The sequence below is a fragment of the Pseudomonas paracarnis genome (assembly GCF_904063055.1).
Classification (GTDB): domain Bacteria; phylum Pseudomonadota; class Gammaproteobacteria; order Pseudomonadales; family Pseudomonadaceae; genus Aquipseudomonas; species Aquipseudomonas paracarnis.
The window spans coordinates 22512-34931 of record NZ_CAJFCN010000023.1 but is presented as its reverse complement, the minus strand read 5'-3'; the positions used below and the strand labels follow the sequence as shown (position 1 = coordinate 34931).

The 12420-nt window shown below is 61.6% G+C and carries 13 protein-coding genes; 6 read left to right on the top strand and 7 right to left on the bottom strand.

All coding sequences use genetic code 11. From position 1 onward, the window contains the following. The first annotated feature begins 511 nt into the window (after positions 1 to 511). Positions 512 to 1003, top strand: coding sequence for a GNAT family N-acetyltransferase (locus tag JMV15_RS26875; RefSeq protein WP_014718149.1), 492 nt, complete (start codon positions 512 to 514; stop codon positions 1001 to 1003). A 329-nt stretch (positions 1004 to 1332) separates the two neighbouring features. Continuing rightward, on the top strand, positions 1333 to 1731 hold the full coding sequence (locus JMV15_RS26870; RefSeq protein ID WP_014718148.1) for a hypothetical protein: 399 nt from the start codon (positions 1333 to 1335) through the stop codon (positions 1729 to 1731). Positions 1732 to 1852: 121 nt separating this feature from the next. Here JMV15_RS26870 and JMV15_RS26865 read toward each other — a convergent pair whose 3' ends face one another. Further along, positions 1853 to 3046 carry a TPM domain-containing protein gene (locus JMV15_RS26865; RefSeq protein ID WP_038449877.1) on the bottom strand — a complete coding sequence of 398 codons (1194 nt, stop codon included), beginning with the start codon at positions 3044 to 3046 and terminating at the stop codon, positions 1853 to 1855. A gap of 132 nt (positions 3047 to 3178) precedes the next feature. Between JMV15_RS26865 and JMV15_RS26860 the strand changes: the two genes are divergently transcribed. Then, a complete protein-coding gene (locus tag JMV15_RS26860; protein ID WP_038449875.1) occupies positions 3179 to 3994 on the top strand; it encodes an alpha/beta fold hydrolase in 816 nt (271 codons plus the stop codon). Continuing rightward, a complete protein-coding gene (locus JMV15_RS26855) occupies positions 3984 to 5120 on the top strand; it encodes a PAS domain-containing sensor histidine kinase (protein ID WP_014718145.1) in 1137 nt (378 codons plus the stop codon). Before JMV15_RS26860 ends, JMV15_RS26855 begins: the two co-directional genes overlap by 11 nt. Here JMV15_RS26855 and dapF read toward each other — a convergent pair. Next, complete coding sequence (gene dapF, locus JMV15_RS26850) at positions 5117 to 5920, bottom strand: diaminopimelate epimerase (RefSeq protein ID WP_038449873.1); 804 nt, start codon at positions 5918 to 5920, stop codon at positions 5117 to 5119. The genes JMV15_RS26855 and dapF overlap by 4 nt on opposite strands. Before the next feature lie 156 nt (positions 5921 to 6076). On the opposite strand from dapF, the gene JMV15_RS26845 reads away from it, so the two are divergent. Then, positions 6077 to 6574, top strand: coding sequence for an AAA family ATPase (locus tag JMV15_RS26845; protein WP_020301859.1), 498 nt, complete (start codon positions 6077 to 6079; stop codon positions 6572 to 6574). A 42-nt stretch (positions 6575 to 6616) separates the two neighbouring features. On the opposite strand, the gene JMV15_RS26840 is transcribed toward JMV15_RS26845, so the two are convergent. From JMV15_RS26840 to JMV15_RS26830, 3 genes are read right to left on the bottom strand one after another with little or no spacing between them, the layout of a single operon-like run. Continuing rightward, positions 6617 to 7027, bottom strand: coding sequence for an SRPBCC family protein (locus JMV15_RS26840; protein WP_032903525.1), 411 nt, complete (start codon positions 7025 to 7027; stop codon positions 6617 to 6619). Positions 7028 to 7052: 25 nt separating this feature from the next. Beyond that, on the bottom strand, positions 7053 to 7850 hold the full coding sequence (locus tag JMV15_RS26835; RefSeq protein ID WP_038449870.1) for an SDR family NAD(P)-dependent oxidoreductase: 798 nt from the start codon (positions 7848 to 7850) through the stop codon (positions 7053 to 7055). Positions 7851 to 7861: 11 nt separating this feature from the next. Beyond that, a complete protein-coding gene (locus tag JMV15_RS26830) occupies positions 7862 to 8872 on the bottom strand; it encodes an aldo/keto reductase (RefSeq protein ID WP_038449868.1) in 1011 nt (336 codons plus the stop codon). Between the two features lie 112 nt (positions 8873 to 8984). On the opposite strand from JMV15_RS26830, the gene JMV15_RS26825 reads away from it, so the two are divergent. After that, positions 8985 to 9881, top strand: coding sequence for a LysR substrate-binding domain-containing protein (locus JMV15_RS26825; protein ID WP_014718139.1), 897 nt, complete (start codon positions 8985 to 8987; stop codon positions 9879 to 9881). Between the two features lie 159 nt (positions 9882 to 10040). Here the strand turns inward: JMV15_RS26825 and JMV15_RS26820 are convergent, their stop codons facing one another. Then, positions 10041 to 11333 (bottom strand): NAD(P)/FAD-dependent oxidoreductase, encoded by a 1293-nt coding sequence (locus tag JMV15_RS26820; RefSeq protein ID WP_014718138.1) that lies wholly within the window; start codon positions 11331 to 11333, stop codon positions 10041 to 10043. Continuing rightward, on the bottom strand, positions 11330 to 12418 hold the full coding sequence (locus JMV15_RS26815; protein ID WP_014718137.1) for a polyamine ABC transporter substrate-binding protein: 1089 nt from the start codon (positions 12416 to 12418) through the stop codon (positions 11330 to 11332). Before JMV15_RS26815 ends, JMV15_RS26820 begins: the two co-directional genes overlap by 4 nt. Positions 12419 to 12420: the final 2 nt, after the last annotated feature.

Genomic DNA, 12420 nt, shown 5'->3' with positions numbered 1-12420 from the left:
TGGTCGAGAACAATAGCTCACGAGAATACTGCCGTTGCCGGTGTTCTTCGAAAACCTGATCAATCCACTCGGGGGCAATAGCCTGCTGCAGCGCCAGTTTGGCCATGACACTGGCAGGTGCTTTTTTTTCGAAACGCGCTAGAACTTCCGCCCACATCGTTTAGGTACCCCCTGAATGAATTTCAGGGGATTTTACAGAAGACCTTGAAAGGGCTGGCTGTAAAAGCGGAACCCTAAGTGGCCGTTACCGCAGGAATGGATATGTACACGGTCCAACTGTGTTGACTGTTAGGCCGTCTTCGCAGGCAAGCCAGCTCCCACATTTGGATCGCGTAGGGTCAGATAGATAGGTGTCGGCCTTCAGGCCGTCATCGCAGGCAAGCCCCACAGTTTGATTGCGCAGCACCAAAGTTGAACCTCACGCTTCACCCGTCAGGGCCGGCCTTGCGGTGCCAAAGGTGCAACGTTTCTCTATGATGTGGCCTTTCACTGAAAATCTCTGGAACGGCCCATGCCCACCCTCACCCTGCGCAACGCCCTGCCCACCGACGCAGCACGCTGCTTTGAAATCGAAACCAGCGCCTACGAGGGCGACGAAGCCGCCACGCTTGAAAAGATCACCACGCGTATCGCGCAGTATCCCGAGGGCTTTTTGATCCTGGAGGAAGATGGCGCAGTGGTGGGCTTCATCAACTCAGGGTGCGCCCATGAAGTGGTGATGTCGGACGAGGCCTTCAAGGAGTTGGTGGGCCATGTGGCCGAGGCACCGAATGTGGTGATCATGTCGGTGGTGGTCGACCCGGCCCATCAAGGCAAGGGCTATGCGAAACGGCTGATGACTGAGTTCGTGCAACGCATGCAGGCAATGGGCAAGCGCACCCTCCACCTGATGTGCAAGGCGCAGCATGTGCCGTTGTACCGAGCAATGGGCTACACCTACGTGCGCCCTTCGCCGTCGGATCATGGGGGTATGGCGTGGCATGAGATGGTGAAGACGCTTTAACGCAAGCCGTTGCACGAGTGATTGCAAAAGTGTTTCCAAGCGTGAGGCAACCAAAAGACCTGCAACGACCGAATGTGTTTCGGTGAGTGAAAAGCTGGCACTGCGCTGCGCTATCTGACAGCCAGCCTGACTTTTCGGAGCGTGGGCCGGACTGCGCCTATAGCCTTTTGACTCACTCGAAAACCAACACCTGATGCGGTTTCACGTTGTTACATCCAGCCAAAACAGACCTCGTTGAGCGCCTGCCCCAGGCGCTGTAGCCTGCGAAACGCCCTGTCAGGGCCACCCTCTGACAGGGTCAATTTCCAAGCAATCAGAGAGGTGCAATCATGTCTTCAATCAATGGCTCCGCCCCATTCGTACCCGCGTACCAGCCCGCTGCCAAACACCCTATCGATAATGATGTACCGAGGAAAAACTCTCTGGACAAACAGGCTGGAGAAGATGCCGAAGTGTCCAATGGCAAGGGCGGCTGGAAAAACATTGGCAATGCGACGCGCGACCACGCCAACCGCACTCGGCTGGATCGCAACTTCTTGCCTTCAGACAAAAAGACCGTCGATGACGCCCAGGTCAATACCAGGGCTGGATATCACGGCACCGGCACCCTGCCCGCCTTCCCAACTTGGGATGACAAGGCCTTAAACGACTCCGCGTCCAACGCCCTGCGTCAACCGATCGACTTCGAAATAAAACCTGACGGCAACGGCGGTTGGACCAAGGCGTGACAACTCCACTGTCTAAGCCGCTTTAGCACTCAGGGCTTTGCCGAACAACCAGTACCCAGGGGCTTCACCCTCAAAGGTACAGTTCAGCGGTTGTTCCACTATGGGACAGCCGCCGAGTCATCTACCAACTGCCGGAAGCCCCCCCGCCACCGCTGGAACCGCCACCGCCCGACGAACTGCTGCTGGTGCTGGAGCCGCTGGAACCTGAGCTGGACCCGCCGCCGGAGCCAGAACCTTCGCCGACCTTGCCAAAGATAATCAGCGCAACAAACGATGCGATAGGAAATGCCAGCAACCAGGCGTCGCGATCGCCGTCCATCACCTGCCCCGCCACCCCATACACGGCCACCGCCGCCAGCAGTCGTACGCTAAAACCTGCGCGGCTGGTGCGCCAGGTCTGCCTCATGAGCAGCACCAGCACCAGGTACAACCCCAGCACCACCAAGACGCCCAGGGGCCACAGCAACCAGTGGGTGAAACTGACGTCTACGTGATGGTTTGCCACCACCAACACGAGGATGTAAGCCAGCAGCCCGATCACGCCGTAAAACAGCGTGCGCACCTGCCACAACGCGCCGAATAGCGCGCCGCCAATCAACAAGGTCAGCGGCATTGCAACGAGGAACATCGGCCAGTCCCGACCACCGGCCAATACCGTCAGCAACAGCGTGGCCGCAACTGCGATGATCAAAGCTCTGCGCCAGTGCAACTTGCCAGCGGCGATCAGTGTACCGGCGAGCGCCCCCAGGACAAACGCCGCCAATATCGCGAAAAATTGCGGGTTGATCCCCGGCCCGGCCACTTCAGGCAGGTCGCCGCCGTCCACCAGGACCACCAGCGCGCTCACGCCTTGCTGGATGCCACCGGCAAAATCGCCCTGACGAAACGCTGGAGTGAGACGTTCTTCAATGATGCGATGGGCCAGCAGATCAGTGACGATGCCTTCCAGGCCATAACCCACCTCGATGCGCACTGTGCGGTCGGCTTTGGCCACCACCAGCAGGATGCCGTCGTTGACGTCCTTGCGCCCCAGCTTCCAGGCGCGGAACAGTTGGTTGGCATAGTCTTCGATGCCGCTGCTGCCGGTGGTCGGCACCAGCAATACGGCCACTTGCGCGCCTTTGCGTTGTTCAAGGTCGGCGAGTTGTTGCTTGAGGCGCAGCACGGTGCCCGAGTCGAGGGTATTGGTCAGGTCGATGACCCGCTGATCAAGGGCAACCCCAATCGGCGAGGTGTCCGCATGAGCGGCGATTAACAGGCTGGAAAACACCAGGGCCAGTAGGCTGAACACCGATTGCCGCACAAGCACGATCATGTATGGTTACCTGAAGTCTCTCCCTGAAGACGCCGACTTTACCTTATCTGCACGCAAACGCGTGACCCAGGGCCTGCGACTATCTAAACTGCCCACTAAGCTGCATAGCAATTAGCCATCCACGAGAACCCCATGGACCTACGTCACCGCAACAATATACATGTGATGGGCCACGGTCCCTCGACGCTGGTGTTTTCCCACGGCTTTGGTTGCAACCAGGCCATGTGGAATGCCTTGGCACCGCACTTTCTCGAGCGCTTTCGCGTGGTGCTGTATGACCTGGTCGGCGCCGGCCTGTCGGACTTGAGTGCGTTCGACAAAACCAAATACAGCCGCCTGGATGGCTATGCCCATGACCTGAACGAGATTATCGACGCCTATGCCCAAGGCCCGGTGATTCTGGTGGGCCACTCGGTCAGCGCGATGATCGGCACCCTCGCCGACCGTTTCATCCCGCAGCGCATTGCCGCGCACGTGATGATTGGCCCATCGCCACGCTATATCGATACCGAGGAATATGTCGGCGGTTTCCAGCGCGACGACATCGACGACCTGCTCGACACCCTCGACAGCAACTACCTGGGCTGGTCCAGCGCCATGGCCCCGGTGATCATGGGCGCCCCGACGCAGCCGCACCTGAGCGAGGCGCTCACCGAGAGCTTCTGCCGCACCGAGCCGGACATCGCCAAGCAGTTCGCCCGCGTGACCTTTCTCTCGGATAACCGCCAGGATGTGTTCGGCCTGACCACCCCGGTACTCATCCTGCAATCGACCGACGACCTGATCGCCCCCGTGGCCGTGGGTGAATACCTGCACGCCGTACTACCTAACAGCACTTATTGCCTGGTCGAGAATGTCGGCCATTGCCCGCATATGAGCGCCCCCCAGGCGTGTGCAACGGCGATGGACCGGTTCCTGGCCCCTTGGGCGGCTGCCGATGCCCGTTGACCCGCTGTTTGACAGCGCGGCGTGTGCCCTGGCGGTGACCCAGGAAGATGGCACGATCCTGCACGTCAACCCGCGCTTGTGCGACTGGCTGGGCTTTACTGCGGCCCAGCTGCTGGGCCGGCGTTTCCAGGACCTGCTGGCCATGGGCGGGCGGATTTTTTACCAGACGCACCTGGCGCCGATGCTGCGTATGCATGGCAGCGTCACCGAGGTGAAGCTCGACATCCGTCATTGCAACGGGCACAAAGTCACGGTCTTGCTCAACGCCAACCGGCGCCAGCAGCCCGACGGCGTGGTGTATGACTTGGCGCTGTTCGGCACCACCGACCGTGACAAGTACGAGCGTGAGCTGCTCAATGCCCACAAGCAGGCTGAAGCCCTGCTGCAGGAAAAAACTGCTACGGAACTGGCCCTGCAACAGGCCCAGGCCGAACTGAGCGAGGCCTATGCCATTGCCCAGCGCCGGGCGTTGTTTGCCGAGCAGATGGTGGCGATTGTCAGCCATGACCTGAAAAACCCACTCACCGCGATCCGCATGGCCTCCGACTTTCTCCAGCGTGGCGAGCGCACGGCCAAGGAGCGCCAGTTGTTGGGGCACATCGGCCAGTCGTCCGAACGCGCCCACCGCATGATCGCCGACCTGCTGGACTTCACCCAGGCCCGGGTCGGCCAGGGCATTACCATCAAGCCGCAACCGCTGGACCTGCACAGCGTTATTCATCGCAGCGTCGACGAACTGCGGGTGGCCTTCCCCAAGGCCACGCTGGTGCATCACGCCGAGGGCCAGGGCGACGCGTGCCTGGACGCCGACCGCGTGCAACAGATGATCGGTAACCTGGTGGCCAACAGCGTGGCCTATGGCGACTTGCTGCAGCCGATCACCATTACCTCGCGCCTGGGCGATAACACCTGCGCGGTCGCGGTGCACAACCACGGCCCGGCGATTCCCCAAACCCTGCTGGCCGGATTGTTCGAACCCATGACCCGCGGCACCGACCAGGGCAGCGACGTGCGCAGCGTAGGCCTGGGCCTGTATATCGTGCGCGAACTGGCCAGAGTACATGGCGGCGACGTGGCGGTGAGTTCATGTGCGAGCGCCGGCACCACGTTTACCGTGAAGTTCTAGTACAGGTACGCGGTGCCCTGCATGATCGGCTCGACCCGGCCGGTCAATATCACCCCGCCCCGCCCGTCCCATTGCACCGTGACCGCGCCGCCGTCGCACTGGACCTCCACACGCTCATCGAGCAGCCCTCGCCGGATGCAGTTGACGACCGCCGCGCAACAGCATGAACCGGACCCCAGCGGCACACCTCCGCCACGCTCCCAGATACGCAGGCGGATATGGCCGCGGTCCAGCACTTGCACGAAATGCACATTGGTCCTGGCCGGAAACAGCGGGTGAACTTCCAGGGTCGAGCCCATGGCTTCAATATCGAGCGCCGTCACATCCTCCACAAAAAACGTGCAATGCGGGTTGCCCATGCTGCACGCCGCCGGCTGGCCGTCGATAGGCAACACGCAGGTGTCCATCGCCCTGGCCAAGGGTACCGACGCCCAGTCCAGCGAGGGTGGGCCCATATCCACCGACACGCGCTGCCCATCAGCACGTGTGCATGTCAGCAAGCCACGGTCGCTGCCCAGCACGATGCTTTGGGTGCCAGCCTCATGCATCAGGCGATCCGCCACGCCACGCGTCGCGCTGCCGCAGGTTTGCAAGCGTGTTCCGTCCGGGTTCCAGAACTGAACGCGCGCAGCAGCCTCCTCACAGTCGAGCACCACCGCCAGCTGATTGAAACCGATGCCGGTGCGGCGGTTACCCAAGTGGCGGGCAATCTGCGCAGTAATAGGGTTATCCTCGCCACGGCGGTCAATGATAATGAAGTCGTCGCCGTGGGCGTGCATCTTCACGAACGGCAGGGTCATGGGCGCTCCTGTGGGTGAAATGAGTCAAGCGGTTCTAATACCACTGTAGGAGCGAGGTTGCTCGCGAAAAACTCACAGGCGCCGCGTTTATTCAGGGAGTGCGCGTTATGGTTGGCGTTTTTCGCGAGCAGCGCGCCTACAAAGGGTTGAAGGGTCATGCTTATTGTATTCAGCGGCTTGCCCGGCAGTGGCAAGACCACGATTGCCAGGGAGCTGGCGCGACAGTTGGGCGCGGTTTACCTGCGTATCGATGTGATTGAGCAGGCGCTGCGGGAGGCTGCGGTGTTGGTAGGCGATGTGGGGGCCAGCGGCTACGCGGTGGCGAATGCGCTGGCGCTGAGTAACCTGCGCCTGGGGCAGCGGGTGATCGCCGATTGTGTGAACCCCGTGAAGGAAAGCCGCGATGCCTGGCAAGCGGTGGCGACAGCGGCCGGTGTGGCGCTGAGCAATATCGAGGTGGTGTGTACCGATCAGCAGGCGCATCGGCGTCGAGTCGAAGGGCGTGTGGGCGATATTCCCGGGCTGGTGCCGCCGACCTGGGAATCGGTGCAGGCGCATAAGTACGAACGCTGGGAAACCCCACCGTTCAGGCTGGATACGGCGCAGATGACGCCGGCAGAGGCTGTCGCGGCAGCCTTGCTCCATATAGGCTAAAACCCACCTGTGGCGAGGGAGCTTGCTCCCTCACCACATTCTTTAGAAGTTACCGCGCAACGCCTCAAGCCCGCCTTCGTAGACACCGGCAAACAATGCCTCGACTTGCGCCTCGGTGGTACCCGCTGCCGGCGTGAACACGCCGGACCAGGTCACTTTCGCCGAGGTGTCCGTCAGCGCTTCAACCTGCAAGGTCGCCAAGTAAGCACTCACCGGAAACGGCGACGCTTCAATGGTGTAGCTGTAGGTGCGCGCCACGTTGTCGAAGGTCTGCAAACGCTCGACAATCGCGCCGCCGTCAGCGGTGGTCAGGTGACGCACACGGCCACCCTCGCTCGGCTCGCTCTTGGCAATCAAAGGCAGCCAGTCAGGCAGGCTGTTGAAGCCGCCAATCAGTTGCCAGACCTGGTCGGCCGACACCGCAATTTCAATCACAGAAGACGCTGTTGCCACGATCAATACTCCAGTCAGGAAAAAATCAGATTGCCATGCTGTCGACAACGCCACCGTCGACCCGCAGCGCGGCACCGGTCGTCGCCGAAGACAGCGGTGAAGCAATGTACGCCACCAGGTTCGCCACTTCATCCACATTGGCCGCGCGCTGGATGATCGAGGTGGGCCGCGCATGGCGCACAAATACATCCGCTTCCTCTCGGGCACTGCGCCCGGATTTGGCCGTGGCGTCCTTGAGCATGTGTTCCAGGCCATCGGTAAAGGTCGGCCCCGGCAAGATAGCATTCACCGTCACCCCAGTACCCGCCAGGCGCTTGGCCAGGCCGTGGGACACCGCCAGGTTGGCGCTTTTGGTCACCCCGTAGTTGATCATGTCGGCCGGCGTCGCCACGCCAGACTCCGACGACACGAAGATCACCCGGCCCCAGCCCTGCTCGACCATACCCGGCACATAATGCCGCGCCAGGCGCACACCGGAGATCACATTGACCTCATAGAAGCGCGCCCACTCACTGTCCGGCGCGTCGAAGAAATCCACCGCGTCGAAGATGCCCAGGTTGTTGACCAGAATGTCGGCGCGGGGTTCGGCGGCGAAGAGTTTCTGTGCGCCTTCAACGGTGCCGAGGTCGGCCACCACACCACGCAGTTGAGCAGCGGGAACCGCCTGGCGAATGCTCGCCAAGGCGTCGTCCACCTTGCCTGCATCACGCCCGATCACCACCACCGTGGCACCGGATTGCGCCAGGGCCTGGCTGATGCCCAGGCCGATACCGGCGGTGCTGCCGCTGACAATAGCCACTTTGCCGCTTACATCAATCTTCATGCTCAAGCTCCTTAACGTGAGAGAGGCAAAGGTGCACGGTCCGAGATCAAGCGGGCCTCGCGCAACGCCTGCCAGAAGGCTGCTGGAATCTGTTCAGACAACGCCGCGACGTCTTCGGCAATCCGCCCCGGACGACTGGCACCGGGAATCACCGCCGCCACTGCCGGATGGGCCAGTGAAAACTGTAGCGCAGCGGCCTTGATACTGACGCCAAACGCCTGGGCAATTGCCTTGATGTGCTCGACCTTGGCAATGATCGCCGGGCCGGCTTGCTGGTATTCAAAGTGCGCACCGCCAGCGAGGATGCCGGAGCTGTACGGGCCACCGACAACGATCTCGACCTGCTGGGCGTGGGCCGCGTCCATCAGGCGCTGCAAGGCGCGGTCGTGGTCCAGCAGCGTATAGCGACCCGCCAGCAGAAAACCATCAGGCTGGGCTTCGGCCAGGTCCAGGGTCAACTCGCAAGGCTCGACACGATTGACGCCCAGCCCCCAGGCCTTGATCACTCCTTGCTCGCGCAAACGGGTGAGTACTTTGAAGGCACCAGTGCGGGCCTGGTTGAAGTATTCCAGCCATTGGTCGCCGTAAAAATCCTGGGCGATGTCGTGAACCCACACGATGTCCAGGCGATCGGTTTGCAGGCGTGTCAGGCTGTCTTCAATGGAGCGCAGGGTGGCGTCGGCGCTGTAGTCATTGATTATTTTATTGGGCCGGCCGTGTTCGAATACGCCGCTTTTTTCGCCAAGGTCACGGGCGGTTTCTTCGACTTCATCGAGAATCACCCGGCCGACCTTGGTGCTGAGCACGTAGTCGTCGCGGTGATAGTTGGACAGCGCTTGGCCCAGGCGAATTTCCGACAGGCCCGAGCCGTAGAACGGCGCGGTATCGAAGTAACGCACGCCCTGGTTCCAGGCGGCCTGGACGGTGGCCTGGGCTTCTGCTTCGGGGATGGCGCGGAACATATTGCCCAAGGGGGCGGTGCCAAAGCCCAGTACGCCGGGCAGTGTGTCTTTCAAGCTCATGGTGGTTCCTCAATCGGTGCGAGGTCGCGGTGACCGTTGAGCAGATGCTAGATTGCGCAGATCAGACCGTCCAAGACATACTGCGACCAACTTGAGTCCTTGAAGGTCTTACATGATTGATCTACGCCAGTTGCGCTACTTCGAAGTGGTAGCCGAAGAAGAACACGTCGGCCGCGCCGCCGAGCGCTTGCACATTTCCCAATCGCCCCTGAGCCGGCAGATCGCCCAGCTCGAGGAACGCCTGGGCCTGACCCTGTTCGAGCGCAGCCAGCAGCGCATCCGCCTGACCCGCGACGGCCAGACGTTCCTGGCCGAAACCAAGGCCCTGCTGACCCACGCCAACCGCCTGGAGTCCCTGGGCAAGCGCCTGGGCCGCGGCGAAGAAGGCGGTTTGTGCATCGGTTATATCGAAAACGCCATGCACGCCGGTGTCCTGCCCAATGCCTTGCGCATACTGCGCGACGATAGGCCCGCCGTGCATATCAAGCTGTATAACCTGCCCTCCCTGGAACAACTCGAAGGTTTGCGCCAACGCAGCCTGGACATCGCCCTGGTGAGCGAACCACCTGCCGCCGACGACCCGGACCTGACCGCCTGGCAAGTCCTCGACGACGCGATGCTGCTGGCTCTGCCCGAACAGCATCCGCTGGTTCAACAACATGGACTGTTACCCGAGCACCTGGCCGACCAACAATGGATCGGCGTGCAGCGCAAACCTGGCGCCAACCCGGCCGATGATTTCGTCGCCGCCTGTATCCGTGCCGGTTTCACCCCGCAAATCCCCATGGAGGCCAGCGAGCCCTTTACCGCACTGGGCCTGGTGGCGTCCGGGCTGGGGGTGGCGATGGTGCAAAAAGGCCTGAGCCGCAACGCACCGCCAGGCGTAGTGTTGCGCGAGCTGCCGTGGCTGGACTACACCACACCGCTGTGGGCGGCATGGCACCGCGTCAACTTGAGGCCGTTGGTGGAAACCTTTCGCAAAGTGCTGACCGAACCTGAGGCTATCTGACTGACGTCTCACAGGGTGTCTATGCCGGGTGATGATTTTGTGAGCAACGCAGAACCAGTGTGGGAGCTGGCTTGCCTGCGATAGCGGTGGTTCAGTTGAAGATTCAGTGACTGACACACCGCCTTCGCGGGCAAGCCCCCTCCCACATTGGGTCAGGAATCAGAGTGCTTCGCGCAACCGATACCACAACATCCCCAACGCCAGCAGTGGCGAGCGCAGCGCCTTGCCACCGGGAAAGGTCATGTGCGGCACCTGGCTGAAGATATCCAGGCCCTGGCTTGCACCCGCATGTACCCCTTCGGCCAGCAGCCGTGCGCACCAATGCGTCACGTTCAAGCCGTGACCGGAATAGCCTTGGGCATAGAACACATTGGGGTACTGCTTGAGCCGCCCGACCTGGGGAAAGCGGTTGGCGGTGATGCCAATCTTGCCGCCCCACTGGAACTCGATAGCCGTGTTGGCCAACTGTGGGAACACCTTGAGCATTTTCGGGCGCATGTACGCGGCGATGTCCTGGGGGTCGCGCCCCGAGTAGTGGCAGGCACCGCCGAACAACAGGCGCCGGTCGGCAGTCAGCCGGTAGTAATCCAGGCCGACTTTCTGGTCGCACAGCGCCAGGTTCCGCGGGATCAACTGCTGGGCTACTGGTTCAGGCAGTGGCTCGGTGGCGATGATGTAGCTGCCCGCCGGCAGCACCTTGCCGCTCAAGCGCGGCTCCAGTTCCTCAAGATGGGCATTGCATGCCAGCACCAGGTTGGCTGCGCGCACGCTGCCGCCTGCGCAGCGCACTTGCACCGTCTCGCCATGGATCAGCTCCAGCACCGGGCTGTGCTCAAAGATGCGCACCCCAAGGGCCTCGGCCGCACGCGCTTCACCCAAAACTAGGTTAAGCGGGTGCAGATGCCCGGAACCCATGTCGACCAGGCCGCCGGCATACACCGTAGAGCCCACCACCTGTGCCATGTCTTGTGGGCCGACCAGCCGCGTTTCATGGGCATACCCCATGGCCGCCAGGTGCGCCTGTTCGCCCTTGAACGCGGCAAACTGCGCCGGGGTGTTAGCCAGTTCGCAAAAGCCCCAGCGCAGGTCACAGTCGATGCCGTGCTCGGCAATGCGCTGGCCCACCAGAGCGACCGAGTCGATACCGGCCCGCTCCATATAGCGCACGCCCTCCTCGCCCACGTATTTGGCAAACCCGGAGACATCATGGCCGATACCCCGAATTAATTGCCCGCCATTGCGCCCGCTGGCGCCCCAACCGATGCGGCGCGCCTCCAGCAGGATCACCGAAAGCCCGCGCTGGGCCAGTTCAATGGCGGTGTTGACCCCGGTGAAACCGCCGCCGATCACACACACATCGGCGCTCAGGTCTGCCTCAAGTGCGGGCCGCTGCACCATGGCATTCGCCGAAGCGCGGTAATAGGACGGGGCATGTTCATTGGACTGCATCATCGGTTGGACTTCACTTTGCTCCAGGCGCGGGTCATCACGCGCATGGTCGCCGGCGTGGGCGTGGTGGAAATATAGAGTTTGTCGAGAACCTCCTGGGGCGGATACACCTCAGGGTTGTTCACCAGTTCCGGTGCCATGAACGGCTTGGCGGCCGGGTTGGCGTTGGCATAGCCCACCGAGGCGCTGACCTTGGCAATCACCTCAGGCTCCAGCAGGTCGTTGATGAACGCATGGGCTTCTTTAGGGTTGCTCGCGTCGGCCGGAATCGCCAACAGGTCGAACCACAGGTTGGAGCCTTCCTTGGGGATCGAATACGCAATGTTCACCCCGTTCTTGGCTTCCTTGGCGCGGTTGGCGGCCTGGAACACATCGCCGGAATAACCGAAGGCCACGCAGATATTGCCGTTGGCAAGGTCGGAGATGTACTTGGAAGAGTGGAAATAGGTGATGTACGGCCGCAGCGTGAGCAACTTGGCTTCGGCCTGCTTGTAGTCCTCGGCATTCTCGCTGCGTGGGTCCTTGCCCATGTAGTTGAGGATCGCCGGGAACAGCTCATCCGCTGAATCGAGGAAGGCCACGCCGCACTCATGCAGCTTCTTGATGTTTTCCGGCTCGAACAACACCGCCCACGAGTCGATGCGGTCGATGCCCAGCACTTGCTTGACCTTGTCGACGTTGTAGCCAATGCCATTGGTGCCCCACAGGTACGGCACCGAGTGCGCATTACCGGAGTCGTTCTGTTCCAGTAACTTGAGCAGCTTGGGGTCCAGGTTCTTGAAGTTGGGCAACTGCGCGCGGTCAAGCTTGAGGAACGCGCCGGCCTTCACCTGGCGCGCCAGGAAGTGGTTGGACGGCACCACCACGTCATACCCGGTGCGCCCGGCCAGCAATTTGCCCTCCAGGGTTTCGTTGGAGTCGAACACATCGTAGATCACCTTGATGCCGGTCTTGGCCTGGAAATCCGCCAAGGTGGTCTCGCCAATGTAATCGGTCCAGTTGTAGACACTCACCGTCGGCGCCGCCTGACCGGCACCGCTGAACGCCGCGACCAGGGCCAGTGGAAGAAGCTTGTTCACAAGACGCATAT